The organism is Erythrobacter sp., from assembly GCF_040217515.1.
Lineage (GTDB): Bacteria > Pseudomonadota > Alphaproteobacteria > Sphingomonadales > Sphingomonadaceae > Erythrobacter.
The window spans coordinates 14666-32898 of record NZ_JAVJPT010000012.1 but is presented as its reverse complement, the minus strand read 5'-3'; the positions used below and the strand labels follow the sequence as shown (position 1 = coordinate 32898).

20 protein-coding genes are annotated in these 18233 nt (G+C 66.8%); 8 read left to right on the top strand and 12 right to left on the bottom strand.

Going from position 1 to position 18233, the window contains the following annotated elements; translation table 11 throughout:
- Positions 1 to 29: 29 nt before the first annotated feature.
- Positions 30 to 1607: a peptidylprolyl isomerase gene (locus RIB52_RS13320; RefSeq protein WP_350176328.1), complete on the top strand. Its 1578-nt coding sequence runs from the start codon at positions 30 to 32 to the stop codon at positions 1605 to 1607.
- On the opposite strand, the gene RIB52_RS13315 is transcribed toward RIB52_RS13320, so the two are convergent.
- Genes RIB52_RS13315 through sdhC form a run of 5 tightly spaced genes read right to left on the bottom strand, consistent with a single transcriptional unit; the run spans position 1573 to position 5833 of the window.
- A complete protein-coding gene (locus RIB52_RS13315; protein ID WP_350176326.1) occupies positions 1573 to 2595 on the bottom strand; it encodes a C13 family peptidase in 1023 nt (340 codons plus the stop codon). The genes RIB52_RS13320 and RIB52_RS13315 overlap by 35 nt on opposite strands.
- Before the next feature lie 33 nt (positions 2596 to 2628).
- The gene (locus RIB52_RS13310) at positions 2629 to 3147 is read right to left on the bottom strand and encodes a hypothetical protein (protein WP_350176324.1); all 519 of its coding nucleotides are present in this window, start codon (positions 3145 to 3147) and stop codon (positions 2629 to 2631) included.
- Between the two features lie 53 nt (positions 3148 to 3200).
- Positions 3201 to 5054 (bottom strand): succinate dehydrogenase flavoprotein subunit, encoded by a 1854-nt coding sequence (gene sdhA / locus RIB52_RS13305; protein WP_350176322.1) that lies wholly within the window; start codon positions 5052 to 5054, stop codon positions 3201 to 3203.
- Positions 5054 to 5440 (bottom strand): succinate dehydrogenase, hydrophobic membrane anchor protein, encoded by a 387-nt coding sequence (gene sdhD / locus RIB52_RS13300; RefSeq protein ID WP_350176320.1) that lies wholly within the window; start codon positions 5438 to 5440, stop codon positions 5054 to 5056. Before sdhD ends, sdhA begins: the two co-directional genes overlap by 1 nt.
- 3 nt (positions 5441 to 5443) lie before the next feature.
- A complete protein-coding gene (gene sdhC, locus RIB52_RS13295; RefSeq protein ID WP_350176318.1) occupies positions 5444 to 5833 on the bottom strand; it encodes a succinate dehydrogenase, cytochrome b556 subunit in 390 nt (129 codons plus the stop codon).
- Between the two features lie 108 nt (positions 5834 to 5941).
- Between sdhC and RIB52_RS13290 the strand changes: the two genes are divergently transcribed.
- Genes RIB52_RS13290 through RIB52_RS13280 form a run of 3 tightly spaced genes read left to right on the top strand, consistent with a single transcriptional unit; the run spans position 5942 to position 8247 of the window.
- Positions 5942 to 6664, top strand: coding sequence for an SDR family NAD(P)-dependent oxidoreductase (locus RIB52_RS13290; protein ID WP_350176316.1), 723 nt, complete (start codon positions 5942 to 5944; stop codon positions 6662 to 6664).
- Positions 6654 to 7592 (top strand): 50S ribosomal protein L11 methyltransferase, encoded by a 939-nt coding sequence (locus tag RIB52_RS13285; RefSeq protein ID WP_350176314.1) that lies wholly within the window; start codon positions 6654 to 6656, stop codon positions 7590 to 7592. Before RIB52_RS13290 ends, RIB52_RS13285 begins: the two co-directional genes overlap by 11 nt.
- The gene (locus RIB52_RS13280; protein ID WP_350176312.1) at positions 7582 to 8247 is read left to right on the top strand and encodes a DUF2459 domain-containing protein; all 666 of its coding nucleotides are present in this window, start codon (positions 7582 to 7584) and stop codon (positions 8245 to 8247) included. Before RIB52_RS13285 ends, RIB52_RS13280 begins: the two co-directional genes overlap by 11 nt.
- Here the strand turns inward: RIB52_RS13280 and RIB52_RS13275 are convergent.
- Both RIB52_RS13275 and RIB52_RS13270 read right to left on the bottom strand, forming a co-directional pair.
- Positions 8244 to 9467 (bottom strand): RNA polymerase sigma factor, encoded by a 1224-nt coding sequence (locus RIB52_RS13275; RefSeq protein WP_350176310.1) that lies wholly within the window; start codon positions 9465 to 9467, stop codon positions 8244 to 8246. The two genes, RIB52_RS13280 and RIB52_RS13275, sit on opposite strands and share 4 nt — an antisense overlap.
- Positions 9464 to 9823: a YciI family protein gene (locus tag RIB52_RS13270; protein ID WP_350176308.1), complete on the bottom strand. Its 360-nt coding sequence runs from the start codon at positions 9821 to 9823 to the stop codon at positions 9464 to 9466. Before RIB52_RS13270 ends, RIB52_RS13275 begins: the two co-directional genes overlap by 4 nt.
- Before the next feature lie 171 nt (positions 9824 to 9994).
- Between RIB52_RS13270 and RIB52_RS13265 the strand changes: the two genes are divergently transcribed.
- Entirely contained in the window at positions 9995 to 10666 is a 672-nt protein-coding gene (locus RIB52_RS13265) for an SDR family oxidoreductase (RefSeq protein WP_350176306.1), read from the top strand.
- Here RIB52_RS13265 and RIB52_RS13260 read toward each other — a convergent pair.
- Genes RIB52_RS13260 through recN form a run of 4 tightly spaced genes read right to left on the bottom strand, consistent with a single transcriptional unit; the run spans position 10663 to position 15405 of the window.
- Complete coding sequence (locus RIB52_RS13260) at positions 10663 to 11163, bottom strand: CinA family protein (RefSeq protein ID WP_350176304.1); 501 nt, start codon at positions 11161 to 11163, stop codon at positions 10663 to 10665. The genes RIB52_RS13265 and RIB52_RS13260 overlap by 4 nt on opposite strands.
- Entirely contained in the window at positions 11160 to 13277 is a 2118-nt protein-coding gene (gene ligA, locus RIB52_RS13255) for an NAD-dependent DNA ligase LigA (protein ID WP_350176302.1), read from the bottom strand. The genes RIB52_RS13260 and ligA overlap by 4 nt, the downstream gene beginning before the upstream one ends.
- Positions 13274 to 13738, bottom strand: a complete 465-nt coding sequence (locus tag RIB52_RS13250) for a hypothetical protein (protein WP_350176300.1) — start codon at positions 13736 to 13738, stop codon at positions 13274 to 13276. Before RIB52_RS13250 ends, ligA begins: the two co-directional genes overlap by 4 nt.
- Positions 13738 to 15405 carry a DNA repair protein RecN gene (gene recN, locus RIB52_RS13245; protein ID WP_350176298.1) on the bottom strand — a complete coding sequence of 556 codons (1668 nt, stop codon included), beginning with the start codon at positions 15403 to 15405 and terminating at the stop codon, positions 13738 to 13740. The genes RIB52_RS13250 and recN overlap by 1 nt, the downstream gene beginning before the upstream one ends.
- A 148-nt stretch (positions 15406 to 15553) precedes the next feature.
- Between recN and RIB52_RS13240 the strand changes: the two genes are divergently transcribed.
- Complete coding sequence (locus tag RIB52_RS13240; protein ID WP_350176296.1) at positions 15554 to 16024, top strand: DUF1499 domain-containing protein; 471 nt, start codon at positions 15554 to 15556, stop codon at positions 16022 to 16024.
- On the opposite strand, the gene RIB52_RS13235 is transcribed toward RIB52_RS13240, so the two are convergent.
- Positions 16011 to 16805 carry an outer membrane protein assembly factor BamD gene (locus RIB52_RS13235; protein WP_350176294.1) on the bottom strand — a complete coding sequence of 265 codons (795 nt, stop codon included), beginning with the start codon at positions 16803 to 16805 and terminating at the stop codon, positions 16011 to 16013. The genes RIB52_RS13240 and RIB52_RS13235 overlap by 14 nt on opposite strands.
- Positions 16806 to 16905: 100 nt before the next feature.
- Between RIB52_RS13235 and RIB52_RS13230 the strand changes: the two genes are divergently transcribed.
- Complete coding sequence (locus RIB52_RS13230) at positions 16906 to 17733, top strand: hypothetical protein (protein WP_350176292.1); 828 nt, start codon at positions 16906 to 16908, stop codon at positions 17731 to 17733.
- A gap of 79 nt (positions 17734 to 17812) precedes the next feature.
- Positions 17813 to 18232: a very short patch repair endonuclease gene (locus tag RIB52_RS13225; protein ID WP_350176290.1), complete on the top strand. Its 420-nt coding sequence runs from the start codon at positions 17813 to 17815 to the stop codon at positions 18230 to 18232.
- The last annotated feature ends 1 nt before the right edge of the window (position 18233 follow it).

Below are 18233 nucleotides of genomic sequence, written 5' to 3'. Positions count from 1 at the left end.
CTCGACGAAGCGCCGATATCATCGGATCGATGACCGAACGCTCTACCCTCTTCGCCCTACCCGGCCTTCTCGCTTTCGTGCTGGCGGCGACGATTTTCGCCGCACACGCTGTGGAGGCGCAGGAATTCTTCCCGCTGACCGAGCCTGTCGAGCTGGGCGAGGAAGAGGTCGGCGAGCTGATCTTTCGTGGCGGCGTGGCGATCGAACCGGATGAATTCGGGATCGGCGGCATTTCCGGGCTCGAATGGGCGGGCGGCGCGCTCCACGCCGTGACCGACAACGGGCGCTGGATCACCATGCGACCCGATGCGATCAACCGCCGCCTCGTCGATATCGCGGCGATGGAGATCGGTCCCCTGCTCGATACGGACGGGGATGAGCTCGGCGGGAAGGCGCGCGCCGATGCCGAGGCGATCACGCGCCTGCTCTCGGGCGAATGGCTCGTCGCATTCGAGCGCAACCATCGCATCTGGCGCTATGCGAATTACCGCGAGCCCCCCGCCGCGAGCGAAACCCGCGCCGACGAATTGCTCGCCTCGGCCTCGGGAAATAACGGGATCGAGACATTGGCCGGCTTTGCCGAAGGCTTCCTCTCCTGCGGGGAATGGATCGATCCGGATCGACCCAATTGCCAGCGCGTGACCGGCGGCAGCGCCAGCCTGTTCCACCTCCCCGCCCCTGCCGGCATCGCCGAAGCGGGCGGCGTGCCCACGGATGCGGCGTGCCATTCGGGCGGGACCTGCTATGTCCTGTTCCGCAGCTATCGCCCCGAGGAGGGCAACCGCGCCGCGATCGTCGAGATCGCCGAGGGAGCCCAGCCCAAAACGCTTGCCGTGTTGCGCCCGCCTCTTGCGCTCGACAATTTCGAGGGGCTGGCGCTGCGCGAAGAAAACGGCGCGCGCTTCCTCTACCTCGTCAGCGACGACAATTTCCGCAACTGCACCGATGACGATGCGCCGGGCTGCCAGCGCACCCTGCTGATGAAGTTCGAAATCAAGTCGGACGCCCCCCCGCCCCCACCAGCGCCGCCCGCCAATGTCGCACCGTCTCGGGATTACGAAACCACGGCGGTGGTGATCGAGACCGAGCTCGGCGACATCACGGTCGCTCTTGAAACCGAGCGCGCACCGATTACCGCGGGCAACTTCCTGCGCTATGTGGACGAGGACCGGTTCGACGGGACGGTGTTCTACCGCGCGATGAAACTCGACCGCGAGCCCCGGCCCAACGGCCTGATCCAGGGAGGAACGCAGCAGGATCCTGACCGCATCCTGCCCGGCATAGAGCATGAGCCGACCAGCGAGACGGGCCTGTCTCACACCAACGGTGCGCTATCGATGGCGATGGGCGATCCGGGCACGGCGAACGGCGATTTCTCGATCATGCTTCAGGACCAGACGGGGCTCGACGCGCGGCCCGACAGCGACAACCCGACATGGCGCAATGGCTATGCCGTGTTCGGCTATGTTACGGGCGGGATGGACGTGGTCGCCGCGATCCACGCGCGGCCAGGCGATCCCGACAAGGGCGAAGGGGTGATGAAGGGCCAGATGCTGGCCCAGCCCGTGAAGATCATCGACGTGCGGGTTGTGGAGCAGGCTGACTAGCGAGCTTCTCCCGCGCCGCTTCGAAGGCCGACCGCCCGACCGGCTCGCTCGCCTCCTGCGGGATTCCCGCCTCGAGTTCGGCCAGCCAGGTCTTCGCGCCATCGCCGATGCTGGACTGTGGTAGCGAGGCGAACAGGCGCAGGTTTGCCTCCCACGCGGCGATCGTGCGGTTCGCCTCGCGCGCCGCCTCGGGCAGCGGCAGAGGCTTTCGCAGCGCGCGATTGATCATGGCATCGCCGTAGAAGGTCCAGTCATTGTCCGCCTCGCAGCCGAAGCTGGTGCGATTGCCCGCCGCCGCGGTCATGATCGCGCTGTCGGGCCCGGCGAGTTCGGGGATGAAGATGCCGGAATAGCAGGCCGATACGATCAGCACGCGCCGCGCGATGCCGAGCTCTTCGAGCACGGATTTGAGCCGCGCGGGCGAGAGGATACCGTAGCCCGTGTCGCCGTAGTGGAAGACGAGGCCATAGGGCGCGCCGTGGCTGGTGGTGTAGAGGACGAGCGCGTCCTCGGCCGGGTCCATCAGCTCGGCGATCCGCGCGAGCGACAGTGCCAGCGCCTCGATCGAGCCGTGCGGCCGGTCGTCGCGCGTCCCGTCCGGCCCTGCCAGCACCAGCGTGCGCCCGTCCGCGCCGTAGCGCCGCGCAAGCACCCTTCCCGCCTCGCGCGCCTCGCGGGCGAAGACCGGGTCGCTGTCGAGCGCCACCGTTACGACATAGGCATCGACCGTGCCGCGCCGATGCGCCCGCAGTTTCCCAAGCGCCGCATCGAGCCTCTCGCGCTGCTCGAGCATTTCGGCAACGCTCACCCCGCGCCGCATCTGCGGGCCGAGATCGAAGCTGGCCTTAGCCGCCTCGCGGTCTTCGCCGGTGACGAGGTTCGGGAAAGGCTCGGTGTGCGGCGGCGGCTGGTTGGGGTTGGCGACGGACGGGGCGGCAAGTGAAAGCAGGCTTGCCCAAACCCCCACCATGATCGTGCCCCTTTTCATGGGCAGGCAAGCTGCCTTTACAGAACCGAAGCGTCAAGCGGGCGGCTGCGGCGAGCGCTCCCGACGCCATTCGGCCAGGTCGCGCGCCATCCATGCGCGGCGAAAGCCGTGCCCTGCAAAAAGGCGTTTGAAATCGGGCCAATGGTCGAAATGCTGCAGCTGGCGATGGTAGTAATTGACGTATTCGAGCAGGCCGAGCACGGCGACCAATCCACCGGCCCAAAGATCGGTCTCGGTCACTTCCGGCAGCGCCACGAGCAAGGCCGCAAACACGAGTGCAATCACCCCAAGCGAACCGATGAGAAGCGGCTTCTGCAGATACGCTGCTGCCGGGAGCAATGCGCGCATCGCCGCGTCATCGCCGGCCAGCGAGTGCAGCTTGGCACGCCAATATAAGCCGCCGATCACCAGCAGAATGCAGCACGGCAAAAGCGAGACATAGCTGAGCCAGCCTGCCCCTTCGCCTTGACTGTGGGCCACGACAGCAACGAAAGCCGGGACGAGCGCGGCATTGGCAAGCTCGAGCTTCCAATACCAGCCGAGCCGTCGCATGATCCGCGTTGTAAAGGCCGTCCCTTTCGCTGAAGTGCTGCGCCAGGCTGGGATCAGTAAACCCGCGCCTTGGGCTCGATATAGGTCGCGTCCTCGGTCAGGGTGTATTCGTGGACCGGGCGGTAATCGATGCGGATGTTCGAGCCGCGCCCGCCCCAGCCGTCGAACCAGGCGACGGTGTGCTTCATCCATTCCTTGTCATTGCGCTCGGGATAATCCTCGTGCGCATGGGCGCCGCGGCTTTCCTTGCGGTTGGCGGCGGATGCCATGGTGACGTTGGCCTGCGCCATGAGGTTGTCGAGCTCCAGCGTCTCGATCAGGTCCGAGTTCCAGATCAGCGACTTGTCGGAGACGTGGATGTCCTCCATCCGCTTGTTCTGCTCGGCAAGCTTCTTGACGCCCTCGTCCATCAGCTTCTGGTCGCGGAACACGGCGGCGTGCTGCTGCATCGCCTTCTGCATGTCGGCGCGGATCGCCGCGGTGGGCGAGCCGCCCTCGGCATAGCGGAAGTGATCGAGCCGGGTGAGCGCGAAGTCGGCGCTGTCGGTCGGCAGTTCGGGCTGGCTCGCGCCGGGCTTGAGATTTTCCTTCAAATGGATGCCCGTCGCGCGTCCGAACACAACAAGGTCGATCAGCGAATTCGAGCCGAGGCGGTTGGCGCCGTGCACCGAAACGCAGGCCGCCTCGCCCACGGCATAGAGGCCCGGCACGACGGTGTCGGGATCGCCATCCGGGCCAATGGTCACGACCCGGCCGTGATAGTCGCACTGGATCCCGCCCATGTTGTAATGGACCGTCGGGGTAACGGGCAGCGGTTCGCGGGTCAGATCGACGCCGGCGAAGATCTTGCCGCTTTCGGTGATGCCCGGCAGGCGCTGCGCCAGCACATCGGGATCGATATGGTCGAGATGGAGGTAGATGTGGTCCCCGTCCGGCCCGACACCGCGCCCTTCGCGCATTTCAAGCGCCATCGAACGCGAGACGACATCGCGGCTGGCGAGGTCCTTCGCGGACGGCGCGTAGCGTTCCATGAACCGCTCGCCTTCGGAATTGGTGAGATAGCCGCCCTCGCCTCGCGCGCCCTCGGTGATGAGCACGCCCGCGCCGTAAATGCCGGTCGGGTGGAACTGGACGAATTCCATGTCCTGCAGCGGCAAGCCGGCGCGCAGCACCATGCCGCCGCCATCGCCCGTGCAGGTGTGCGCGGAGGTCGCGGTGAAATAGCACCGGCCATAGCCGCCGGTCGCCAGCACCACGCTCTGCGCACGGAAACGGTGGATCGTGCCGTCATCGAGGCACATCGCCATGACCCCGACGCACTGTTTCACCCCGTCGACTTCCGACATGATGAGATCGAGCGCGAAATATTCGATGAAGAAATCCGCGTCGTATTTGAGGCTCTGCTGGTAGAGCGCGTGGAGCATTGCGTGCCCCGTGCGGTCGGCGGCGGCGCAGGTGCGCTGCACCGGCGGGCCTTCGCCCATGTTCTGCATGTGCCCGCCGAACGGGCGCTGGTAGATCGTGCCGTCCTCGTTACGGCTGAAGGGCACGCCGGCGTGCTCCAGTTCATAGACCGCCTGCGGCGCTTCGCGCGCAAGATATTCGATCGCGTCCTGGTCGCCCAGCCAGTCCGAACCCTTGACGGTGTCGTACATGTGCCAGGTCCAGTGGTCGGGCGTGTTGTTGCCGAGGCTCGCCGCGATCCCGCCCTGCGCGGCAACGGTGTGCGAACGCGTCGGGAAAACCTTGGAGATGTTGGCGGTCCTCAGGCCGGCTTCTGCCGCGCCCATCGTGGCGCGCAGGCCGCTGCCGCCTGCGCCCACGACGACCACGTCATAGGTGTGGTCGATAATCTTGTAGGACCCCTTGAGCTGGGGCCCCGCATCATTGGCGGGTGCGCTTGCCATTAGCCTTGTGCTCCGAATGCGAGGGTTGCGACGCTGAACAGCGCGAAGGCTGCGCCGCCGAAAACCGCGAGGTTGAGCGCCGTGATCAGCGCGAATTTGGTCCCGGGTTCATGGATGTAGTCCTCGATCACGACCTGCAGGCCCAGCCGGGCATGCCAGAACAGGCTGATCGAAAGCAGCGCCATGGGCACAGCTGCGATCGGCTGGGCGAGCCAGCCGGCAACGCTGGCATGGCCGAAATCGGGCAGGATCATGAAACTCGCCAGCAGCCATGTCATCACCACGAGATTGCCCGCCGCCGTGGTCCGCTGCAGCAGCCAGTGATGCGCGCCCTCGTGACTGGGGCCAAGGCCGCGCACGCGACCGATCGAAGTGCCGTTACCCATCGCTCAGAGCCCTTTCGCCATCAGGAGGTAGGACCACAGCGCCAGAGTCAGCGCCGCAGCGATGATCGGCGAGGCGACCGACCAGAAACGGTTGATGTCGAGATCATAGCCCGCGCCGATATCGAGTACGAAATGGCGCAGCCCGCTCATCATGTGGTTGAAGAAGGCCCATGAAAGGCCGAAAAGCACGATATATCCGGGCACCGTGCCCATCACGCCGGTGAAGGTCGCATAGGCTTCCGGCCCGCTCGCCAGCGCGCCCAGGAACCACGCCAGCAGCGGCAGGCCGACCAGCGCGAGTGCCGATCCCGTGACCCGGTGCAGGATCGAGACCAGCATGTGCGGCCCCCAGCGCCAGATCTGCAGATGCGGAGAAAGCGGTCTTTGGCTCATGGTCATTGGTACTCGCGTTTTTATCCCGGCTCCCACTTAACGATGCTGCGCCTTGTGGCAAGCGGCGAGCGCTCGACTCCGCTTGCAAATTTGAGGATAGGGGCTTGCATGAGTGTCATTCTTGTTACGGGTTCGAGCCGGGGGATAGGCGCGGCGGTGCGCGAGGCGCTTGCCGCGCGCGGGGTCTCGGTGATCGGCCATTCGACGCGCGGGGGAGGCGGCGCAATCGCGGCCGACTTCACGGATCCGGCCGCCCCGCAAATGCTTTGGGAAGCCGCGCTGGAGGCGGGCGGCGGGCGGATCGACGCGCTGGTCAACAATGCCGGCCTGTTCGAAGCCTCGCGGCTGGAGCGTTCCGATATCGAATGGCTCGATGCGTGGGAGGACACGTTGCGCATCAACCTGACGGCGGCGGCCCAGCTGTCGCGGCTCGCCGTGCTCCACTGGCTCGATGGCGATGCAGGGGGGGACGGCGTGCGCGGCCGCCTCGTCAATGTCGCCAGCCGCGCCGCCTATCGCGGCGACTCCCCCGCGCACTGGCACTATGCCGCAGCGAAAGGCGGCATGGTGGCCATGCACAAGACGATCGCCCGAGCCTATGCCAATATGGGTGTGCTCAGCTATGCGATCACGCCCGGCTTTACCGATACCAGCATGGCGGGCGATTATCTTGAAAGCAGGGGCGGGCCGGGACTGCTCGCCGATATTCCGCTGGGCCGGGTGGCCGACCCGGAGGAAATCGCCCGGATCGCAGCCTTCTGCGCGCTCGACGCTCCGCCGAGCATGACGGGCGCGGTGATCGATGCGAACGGGGCGAGCTTTGTCCGCTGAGGCGCCGGACGGCCAGGAGGCAGGGGCCACCTGGAAGCTGACCGCCCATGCCGGGAAACGCGCGGTGCAGCAGGCGCTGCTCGCCCATGACGAAATCGACGACTGGGATCCCGAACTGGTGATCGCGGGCCGCGAACTCGCCGAAGACCGGCCCGAGGACTGGGTGCTGGAAGGCTGGTATCCGCGCGAACCGGGCATCGATCAGGAGGCGGCGATAACCGGACTGTTCGAGGGAACCCCGCCGGAAATCGCGATTGAACGGCTCGCGGCGCAGGACTGGCTCACGCTCAGCCAGCAGAACGTCCAGCCGATCCGCGCCGGGCGGTTCCATGTCCATACGCCCGAATTTCCCGCGGAACCCGGAGCAATCGATTTCGTCATCCCGGCCAGCCAGGCCTTCGGTACCGGGCAGCACCGCACCACGGCGGGCTGCCTCGAAATGCTGGGCAACATGAAGACGAGCGGCCTTGTCGCGCGGCGCATCGCCGATATCGGGACGGGCACCGGCCTGCTCGGTTTCGCCGCGCTGCGCCTGTGGAAACTCGCCCATGTCACCGCCTCGGACATCGACGAGGTCTGCGCCGATGTCGTGGCCGAGAATGCCGCGCTCAACGCGATCGGGCTCGGGCCGAAAGCCGGCCAGATGGCCTTCGTCGTGGCCGAGGGGATGCAGCACGACCTTTTGGCGGTGAACGCGCCCTACGACCTGCTGATCGCCAATATCCTTGCCGGGCCGCTCGTGGAGCTCGCCCCTGAATTCGCGCGCCACACCGCGCGCGGCGGGAGCGTTCTGCTTGCCGGCCTGCTCGCCGGAGAGCAGGAAGCCGCCGTGCGCCGGGCCTATCGCCGCGCGGGGCTCCATCTCGTCGCACGGCTCCAGCGCGGCGACTGGGCGATCCTCTGGCTGCGCAAGCGCCGTGGTCGCTGACGATGTGCGCCGCTGGCTGGGCCGGGCAACGCTCGCACTGATCGCCCTTCCGCTCCTGTTCGCGCTCGGTGCGTGGATCGGTTCGTCGATCCCGCGCAATGCGGACTGGCAGGAGCCCGAAACCGGGGTCACGATCATGGTCGGCGACAACGGCGTCCACACCGAGATCGTCATGCCTATCCTTGCCCAAGGGCATGATTGGCGCGCGCTCTTCCCGCCCGGCGATATCGCAAATCCGCAGCGCCCCTATACCCATGTCGGGGTAAGCTGGGGCGAGCGGACCTTCTTTCTGGAGACGCCGACCTGGGCCGATCTGGAAATCGGCAACGCGCTGGGTGCGATTGCCGGGGGTGACGCGCTGCTCCATGTCGCATGGTATGTGCGCCCCGCCCCGTCGGAGGATTACAGGCGCCTCACCCTCTCGGCCAAGGACTATCGCGCGCTGGCCGCAAGCATCGCCGCCGATCTCGCCCCGGGCGCGCGGCGTTTCGGGGGTTATGGCGGTCATGACGTGTTCTATCCGGCGCGCGGGACCTATCATCTCGGGCGGACCTGCAACCAATGGACCAGCGACAGGCTGGCGGGTGCGGGAATAAGGACCGGCTGGTGGACCCCTCTTGCGGGGGGCGTGATGAAATGGGTGCCGCAGGGCTAGGGCGAAAGCGCCGCGCGCTGCCGCTCGAGCCACAGTCGCTCGGACCGCGGCGGCAAGGTGGCGAGCGCGGCGTCCAGCGCCTCCAGGGCTTCCGCCTCCCGCCCGCAGCGCGCCAGCAGCCGGCTGCGCGCGACGTGGAACGGGCGCGCGCGCGCAAGCCGCTCGGCGGGCAGTTCCTCAAGCAGCGCCAGCCCCGCCTCTGCCCCCTCGACCTCGGCCAGCGCGAGCGCGCGCGGGATCGCCGCCATCGGCGAGGGACGCAGCGCCAGCAGGGCATCGTAAAGCGCCAGCACCGCGACCCAATCGGTCGTCCCGCCATAGACGCGCCGCGCATGGGCCAGCTGGATCGCCGCCATCACCTGGCGCGGCCCGCTGCGCCCGGCCATCGCCGCGCGGTCCAGCAGCACGCGCGCTTCCTCGATGGCCGCGCGGTCCCAGAACGCGGGATCCTGCTGCGAGAGCGGAACCATAGCACCGTGCGGATCGAGCCGCGCCGCGTGGCGGGACCGGGCGAGGATCACGAGCGCGGCAAGCCCCAGCGCCTCCGGCTCTTCGGGCATCAATTCCGCGAGCAACCGCACCAGCCGCTCGACCTCTGCCCCGAGATCCTCGCCCAGCGCCGCTGCCAGCTCCCCGCCCGCATCGGCGTAGACGGCGGTGAAGGCGAGCTCGAGCGCGAGCATCACCGCATCGAGCCGTTCCGGCCACCTTGCGCGCGGCGGCAGGTCGAAGGCGATTCCCGCCTTGCGCACCTTGGCCTTGGCCCGCGTGATCCGCTGGAACATGGCCTGTTCGCTGGTGACGAAGGCCTGTGCGATGGCCGCGACCGGCAGGCCGCAGATCACCCTGAGCGCAAGCGCGGCACGGGCCTCAACCGCCAAAGCGGGATGGCAACAGATGAACAGCAGCCGCAGCCGCTCGTCGGGGATGGGTTCGGGAAGGCGGATCATGTCGTCCACCTCGCCGCTGCGCGCGAGATCGCCCGCCACCCGTGCCTCCACCGCCTGCCGCCGCCGCGCATCCAGCGCCCTGCGCTTCGCGGCGACGAACAGCCAGGCAGCGGGATCGCGCGGCGGCTGCGGCAAGGCGAGACAGGTCGCCGCGGCCTCTCCGAATGCCTCCTCCGCCGCATCGAGATCACGCAGCATCGCCGCGAGCGCCGCGATTACGCGCGGGCGCGCCCCGGCAATGGCGCGGGCGAGGTCGGTGGCTGCGGTCACTCCTCCTCCGGCCAGACCGGGCGGATCTCGACCGCGCCCTTGCCCGGTACCGGGATCATCCTCGCCCATGCGATCGCGCCGTCGAGATCGTCCGCCTCGACGATGTAATAGCCGCCCAGCTCTTCGTGGGTTTCGGCAAAGGGCCCGTCATGGATCACGCCCTCGCCGCCATCGTCATAGCGCAAGGTCGTGGCCGTATGCGCCTCGCGCAGCCGGTTGCCCGACCAGTTCGTCCCGCTCGCCGTGAGCTTTTCTATCAGCTTCATGTGGCCGGCCAGCGTCGCTTCCATGACCTGCGCCCCGTCCTCGCCCGCATAGGCATCTTCGCTTTCGTGGATCAGCAGCATGTATTGCATCGTCTCGCCTTTCGCTTTGCGCCATGCCGGAATGGCAAGGCTCCGACAGGAAGACGCACCTGCCAAGCCGGATTCGACAGGCGCGCGAAAATTTCTCCGCCGGAACTCCGCCCGCCCCCGCTCGCTTGGAAGACAAAGGCCTAAAACAAAGAGCAACTGGGAGACATTTACATGACCCGCACCCTTCTCATCACCGGAGCATCATCCGGCATCGGCGCGGCCACTGCCCGCGCGGCGGCACAAGCGGGCTGGAACGTCGCGCTGGTTGCGCGATCGGCGGACAAGCTGGCGGACCTGGCGGGAGAGATCGGCGAAAAGGCGCTCGCCCTGCCCTGCGACGCGACCGATCGCGACCAGGTCCGAGAAGCGCTCGCGAAGGCGGCGGAATATTTCGGCGGGCTCGATGCGGTCTATGCCAATGCGGGGACGGGCGCGAAATCTCCGGGCGTCGAGAACGGCGATCCCGAAGACTGGCACCGCATGATCCACATCAACATCCTCGCCGTGCTCTACGCAGCCCACGAGGCGATCCCTCATCTGAAGAAGACGAAAGGCCATTTCCTCGTCACCGGCTCCAAGGCGGGCCGCGACAACATGAAGGGTTCTGTCTATTCGGCGACCAAGTGGTTCGTCCACGGTTTCGGCGAGAACCTCGCCGAGGAAATGCGCGAATGGGGCGGACGCTGCACGGTGATCGCGCCGGGCATGGTCAACACCGATTTCTTCGACGACGACCTGCCGACCAAGATCCAGCCCGAGGACGTGGCGAGTGCGGTCGTCTATGCGCTTGAGCAGCCCAAGACCGCGGCGGTGCGCGAGGTCTACATCATGCCCAACGACTAGGCCTGCGCGAGCGTTTTCTCGAGCAGGTCCAGCGCGTTGCGGGTGAAGGCGGCCATGTTGGCGATGCGATCCTCGCTGGCGGTTTCCAGCACCGCGCAAACCTCCCTATCCGGCCCTGCAAGCGCGGCCACGCTACGCCCCGCAGGCGCTCCGGTCGGGTGCGAGGACCCGCCGACCGACCCGCTTTCGGCAAGGCCCCAGTCGGCGGCGAAATTGTCCCGGATCGCGCGCGACTGGAGCAGTGCATAATCCTCGCTCGCCCCACGCATGCCGCGATATGCCTCGCGTGGCAGGTCGAACAGAACGTCGCGCGCCCGCAGCGAATAGACCACCCCGCCGCCCACGAAGAACTCGAGCGCGCCCGGCACGGTGAGCAAGCTGGCCGCGATCAGGCCCCCGGTAGCGCCGTCCGCGACCGCCACCTTCTCGTCCCGCGCGCGCAGGAGCCTTGCGATGCGGAGCGCCTGGGGGTGAAGTTCGGCCAGGAGATCGCTCACGCTCCTGCCCCCGCATCGGCCTGCGCCACGATCTGAGCCCAGCCCGGCTCGTCCACCACCTCGATCCCGAGCTGCTCGGCCTTCTTCAGCTTCGAGCCCGCGCCAGGGCCCGCGACCAGCAGGTCGGTCTTGGCCGACACGCTGCCCGCCGCCTTTGCGCCCAATCGCTCGGCCTGCGCCTTCGCCTCGTCGCGGCTCATCGTCTCGAGCTTGCCGGTGAAGACCACGGTCTTGCCCGCGACCGGGGAATCGAGCGTCTCGACCTCGTAGCGCGGCGGGTTCACGAGCGAGAGCAGGTCCTCCCATACCGCGACATTGTGCGGTTCGTGGAAGAAGTCGCCCAGCGCCTCGACCACGCTCGGCCCGATGCCGTCGATCGCGGTGAGTTCTCCGGTCGCCTCCTCGTCACCGGTCCGCGCGCGCTCGGCGAGGTCGCGGATGACGGGGAGTTCGTGGAAGTTCCTGAGCAGATCGCGCGCCGTCACCTCGCCGACATGGCGGATGCCGAGGCCGAACAGCAGCCGCGCGGCGTCGGGCTCGCGCCGGTTTTCCACAGCCGCCAACAAGTTATCCACAGACTTGTCCTGCCAACCTTCGAGCGCGAGGATGTCGCTGCGTCGGTCCTTGAGGCGGAAGATATCGGCGGGGCTTTCGAGCCAGCCGAGGTCGAAGAACTGGGCGATGGTCTTTTCCCCGAACCCGTCGATGTCGAGCGCCTTGCGGCTGACGAAATGCTCCAATCGCTGCGTCCGCTGGGCCGGGCAGATCAGCCCGCCGGTGCAGCGCACGTCGACCTCGCCCTCTTCGGCCACCGCCTCGCTGCCGCAGCGCGGGCAGTGGTCGGGAAACTGGAAGGCGTTGCGCTCCTCATTGAGGGTCAGGTTTTCCACAACCTGCGGGATCACGTCGCCCGCGCGCTGGACCACCACTCGGTCGCCGGGCCGCACGCCGAGGCGCGCGATCTCGTCGCGGTTGTGGAGCGTGACGTTCGTCACTGTCACCCCGCCCACCAGCACGGGCGCGAGGCGCCCCACGGGCGTCAGCTTGCCGGTGCGCCCGACCTGGATGTCGATCGCCTCGAGCACGGTCTCGGCCCGCTCGGCCGGGAACTTGTGTGCCAATGCCCAGCGCGGAGCCTTGGCGACGTAGCCGAGGCGCTGCTGGTAGTCGAGCCGGTCGACCTTGTAGACCACGCCGTCGATTTCATAGGCGAGATCGGGCCGCGCGGCGGCGATGCGTTCGTATTGGGCGATGAGGTCCGCGACACTTTCCACCCGCGTGAACAGCGGCGAGATCGGAAAGCCCCATTCGCGCAAGGTTTCGATCACCCCGGCTTGCGTCTCGCCCGGAACATCGCTCGCCGCGCCCCAGCCATGCGCCCAGAACCGCAGGGGGCGCTTGGCGGTAACGCTCGCATCCTTCTGTCGCAACGACCCGGCGGCGGCGTTGCGCGGATTGGCAAACTGGCGGGCTTTCGCGGGGTCGAATTCTGCACCTTTGGCATCGGCTGCGGCGCGCGCCTCCTCCATCAGCCGGGCGTTCAACTCGGCGAAGGCGGCGCGCTCCATGTAGACCTCGCCGCGCACCTCGAAGACGGCGGGCACGCCATCAGGCAATTCCTGCGGGATGTCGGCGATATGGGCGACATTCGGCGTCACGTCCTCGCCCACCTGACCGTCCCCGCGGGTCGCGGCGCGCACCAGCACACCGTCCTCGTAGCGCAGGGAGCAGGACAGCCCGTCGATCTTGTCCTCGGCGGTGAAGGCGAGCGGTTCGTCCTCGGGCAGAGCAAGATAGCGCCGCACCCGCGCGGCCCATTCCTCGACCTCTTCGGGCGAGAAGGCGTTGTCGAGGCTCATCATGCGAACCTCGTGGGTGACCTTGGAAAGCGGCGAAGCTGCGACCGCATGGCCGACCTTCTTTGACGGGCTGTCCTCGCGCACCAGATGCGGGAAAGCTTCCTCCAGCTCCGCATTGCGGCGCACCAGCGCGTCATATTCCGCGTCGGAGATCTCGGGCGAATCCTCGGCGTGGTAGAGGCGGTCGTGTTTCGCGATCTGCTTCGCGAGCCGCATCAGCTCGTTGGCGGCTTCGGCTTCGGTGAGCTCGGTCATCCCACTAGCCACCTCTCAAGATAAAGCTCAAACTCGTCGCGAGAGAGCCATTCGTGATCCCTCAGGACCCGCTCCTGAATGTTATTAAATTTCTTTTCGATTTTTCCACCGGCTACATACTCTAATATTTCATCGCACCGTAGGACCATAACTTTGTCACGCTCGTGCTTCTCGCTACCAAGCACCCAGATCAAACGTTCGACAAAGTAGTTCGGACGCCTCTGAAGTATCTCTGGTTGAAATCCGACACCAGCACCTGACCCAAAACCAAGCCTCCCATGTGAAGCCTTGTGATACTTAACCTCAATAAAGGAAACGCGATTTGGTTCTCGATCATCACAAACGAGGATGTCGACCGCTTTCTTGCTATCGAGGCAGTAAATTCTGGGTTCCTTCGCGGTGATCTTTTCAGCGATAACTTTGCGAATGAAAGACTCGAATTCAGCCTCGTTCGCAAACATCACACCCCCTCCAGCAGCCGATCCGCCTGCGCCCTTGCCTCTGGCGTGACCTCCGCCCCGGAAAGCATCCGCGCGATCTCCTCCTGCCTCCCCTCGGCATCGAGCAGCACCACGCTCGTCTTGGTCACCGTGCCCGAGGACGCCTTGGCGATAAGGTAATGCTGCCCCCCGCGCGCCGCGACCTGCGGCGAGTGCGTCACCGCCAGCAATTGCCCCTCGTCCGATGCAAGCCGCGCCAGCCGTTCACCAATGGCGCTCGCCACCGCGCCGCCCACGCCGCGGTCGATCTCGTCGAAGATGATCGTCGCCGCCCCGCCCTTTTCCGCCAGCGCCACTTTGAGCGCGAGGATGAAGCGCGAAAGTTCGCCTCCGCTCGCGATCTTGGCGAGCGGGGCGAAATCGGCGCCGGGATTGGTGGCGATCAGGAATTCGACCGCGTCACGGCCGAGCGCGCCCCATTTGTCCTCAGGCAGATCGGTGATCGCCGTCTGGAAGCGCGCCGCGTCGAGTTTGAGCGGGGCGAGTTCCGCCGCCACCGCTGTGTCCAGCCGCTGCGCCGCTTTCAGCCTCGTTTCATGCGCGGCATCGGCGGCTTTCAGATAGGCCGCGCGCGCCTCTTCCGCTGCCTTTTCCAGAGCGCCCAGCTGCGCCTCCCCGCCTTGAATCGATTCGAGCTTGCGGCGCATTTCCTCCATCAGCGCAGGCAATTCATCGACCTCGCAGCGATGCTTGCGGGCGAGCGCGCGCAAGTCGAACAGGCGCGTCTCCGCCGCTTCGAGCGCGGCCGGGTCATGGACCAGCGCCTCGGCGGCCTGTTCGAGCTTGTCCTCGGCCTCGCCCGCTTCGATCACCGCCCGGTCGAGCGCCGCCAGCGCCTCCGCCAGCAATGGGTGTTCCTCGGCGATCCGGTCGAGCTTGCGCGCGGCGACGCGCAGCGAGGCGAGCGGGGAATCCGAACCCTCCCAGATGTGGCGCAATTCCTCGAGTTCGCCCGACAGCCGTTCGCCCTTCTGCAGGTCGATGCGCTGGGCGGCGAGGCGTTCTTCCTCGCCCGCCTCGGGCGTCAGTGCGTCGAGTTCGGCAAGATGGGCGGTGAGCAGGTCCTCGTCGGCCCTGGCCTGCTCGACCACGGCGCGCGCTTCGGCCAGCCGCGCTTCGGCCTTCGCCCAGTCGCGCCATGCGGTTTCCAGAGCGGCAAGGTCGGTCCCCGCATAGCGATCGAGCAGGTCCTTGTGCCCGCGCGGGTTCACCAGCCCGCGATCGTCGTGCTGGCCGTGCAGTTCGACCAGCGCCGGGGCGAGCGTGCGCAGCAGGGCGACGCTGGCGGACTGGTCGTTGACGAAAGCCTTTGAGCCGCCATCGGCCTTGACCTGCCTGCGGATCAGCAGCGGTTCGCCCGGCTCGATCTCGATCCCCGCATCGTCCAGCGCGTCTGCGATCGCGGCGGGCAGCGCGCCGAAATCGAAGCTCGCGGTGACGCTCGCCCTGTCCTCCCCGGCGCGCACCAGAGCGGTTTCCGCCCGGTCGCCCAGAACGAGGCCCAGCGCATCGAGCAGGATCGACTTGCCCGCCCCCGTCTCGCCCGTCAGCACGCCAAGCCCGCCGCGAAACTCGAGATCGAGCGCTTCGATGAGGACGATGTTGCGGATCGAAAGCCGGGTGAGCATGGCGCGAACCTGTTAAACCAAGCGTGGCCCCCGGTCACGCGCGCAAAACCCTTTTGCGAACAGCTATCGCGGCAATCGGGCCGGGCGGCGCGCCATTTCACAAAGGCTCCGGGGGCGGCTATGACGGGAGACCTTTGGGGATAAGGCAATGAACATTATCCGGACGGGCGCCGTCACACTGATCGGCCTTGCGGCGCTGGGCGTGGGCGGCTTTGCGGTGCTGGGCCAATATTCCAAGCGGGGGAGCACGCCGGGCCTGGTGCAAGGCGCGCTCGCGCCCTGCCCCGACAGCCCCAATTGCGTCTCGAGCGAGGCGGGAACGGCTCCGTCCAAGCGGGTAGAGCCGTTCGCGCCGGGAGCCTGGGATGCCCTGCCCGGCGCAATCGCGGCGATGGGCGGGACGGTGACACGGCAAGAGGCGGATTATATCGCGGCCGAATTCGCCTCTGACACCTTCGGCTTCGTCGACGACCTCGAACTGCGCAGGAGCGAGGACGGGGTGCATGTGCGCTCCGCCTCGCGGGTCGGCCATTCGGACGGCGGCGTGAACGCGGCGCGCGTCGCCCAATTGCGAGAGCGATTGCCCGACCGAGCGCAGGCCGACGCTAGCTCGGCGTGACGCCGTCGGCGTGCTTGTCGATGAGCTTGTAGGCCTTTTCGTACCACTCGCTACCGGGATAATTCGCCCCGAGGACCGCGGCATATTTCACCGCTTCGGCCCGAATGCCGAGCGCAAGATTGCTTTCGGTCAGGCGATACAGGGCCTCGGGCGTGTGGCTGGTCGTGTCGAAATCCTCGATCACGTTGCGAAAACGCAGCGCTGCGGCGAGCCACTGACCCGAGCGCTGGTAGAAGCGGCCGATTTCCATTTCCTTGCCCGCGAGGTGATCGGCGACAAGGTCGAGCTTCAGCCGCGCATCGGCGGCGTATTCGGACTGGGGAAAGCGGCGGTTCACCTCCTGCAGCGCGGCCTGCGCCTGCTCGGTGATCTTCTGGTCGCGGTTCACGTCGCTGATCTGTTCGTAATAGCTGAGCGCGATCAGGTAATAGGCATAGGGCGCATCCTTGTTGCCCGGGTGGATCGACAGGAAACGCTGCGCGTTCTGGATCGCCTTGTTGTAATCGCGCGCGAGGTAATAGCTGAACGCGCTCATCAGCTGCGCGCGCCGCGCCCAGGGCGAATAGGGGTGCTGGCGTTCGACTTCGTCGAACAGCGCGGCGGCGAGGATCGTGTTGCCCCGATCGAGCCGCCGCTGCGCCTCGGCATAGAGCGATTCGACGTCGCGCGCGACATAGGCGACGTCCTCATTGGCGGAGCCTCCCCCACAGGCGCTCGTGGCGAGGACGGCCGCGCCCAGCAGGGCGGCGCGCGAGAGCTTTGTCGTAATCCGGGTCGTCATGGCGCGAGCATATAGCTGCGCCCGCGCTGAACGCCAAGTGAAGGTTGGCACCCTCGCGCCCGCGTTTCCTACCCCGCGCTTTTGTGCTCCACCCGCCCCGATGACCCGCCGCACCGATCCCCGCACCGCCCGCCTGCCCGTGCCCGCGACGCAGCTGCCCGATTTCGCCCCCGTGCCCCGCAAGAACCAGCGCCACGACGGCTGGACCCCGCAGCGCCAGCGCGCCTTCATCGAAGCGCTCGCCGACACCGGCTCGGTCGCCGCAGCCTGCAAGGCCGTCGATATGAGCACGGTCGGAGCCTATTACCTGCGCCGCCAGCCCGGCGCGGAAAGCTTCCGCAAGGCCTGGGCCGCCGCGCTCGATCTCGGCGTCGAACGGCTCGAGGATGTCGCCATGGAGCGCGCGCTGAACGGTGTCGAGGAGGAATACTTCTCCGACGGCAAGCTCGTCGCCAAGCGCAAGCGCTACAACGACCGCCTGCTCATGTTCATGCTGCGCAACCGCGCGCCCGACCGCTTCGCCGAAGGCGGCGCGAAAGGATTGAACGCGGTCGGCAAGATGGAGGCCGAGCGGCTCAAGAAGCAGTGGCGGGCCGAATGGGAGGCCGAGCGAGCGTGCGTCACCCCGGCCGAGATCCGCGCGAGCATCGATGCCAAGATCGCCGCGCTCCGCGATTCCATCGCCGAGGATCGCGCCCGCGAATGGGCGCTGCTCTCGGAGGAGACCCGCGCGGCGTGGGACCGCTTCGAGAGCTTACGCAACCGCGACCTCGACGCGATGCGCGCCGACGAGGACCTGCGCCAGCGGCTGGCCGAGGGGCCGCGCAAGGACGAACAATACCCGCCCCCGCCGAAGCGCGAAAAGCCGGAGCCGGAGCCGCGCAAGACCGTGTGGAAGCTGACGGATGAGGGTTTCGGCCAGCCCTGAGGCGGTGCGCTAAACCCCCTCCTCCCGGGAGGAGGGGGTTGGGGGTGGTGCGTGTAGCGCGGATGCCTATCTACTTCGCATGGCCGATAGACTTACTAGGAACCAACGCAGCGAGTTGATGTCCCGCGTTAGATCGCGCGATACAAAGCCAGAGATTATCGTCCGATCTGCCCTTCACAGACAAGGATATCGATTTCGCTTGCACGTCGCGAAGCTGCCCGGAAAACCGGATATCGTTCTTCCACGTTACCGGACAGCCGTCTTTGTTAACGGCTGCTTCTGGCATGGCCACGATTGTAGAAGAGGGAAATTGCCGTCTACGAACGCTGCATTCTGGATAAAGAAGATTGAACGAAACCGCGAACGAGATTGCATCAACATTCGGAAACTCGAGCGAGAAGCGTGGCGCGTGCATATCATATGGGAATGTGACATGGAGCCGGGGCTGGAGCGGCTGCTCTCGTTCCTTTCCACAGAGAAAGCGTCAAAATGGCGATAAT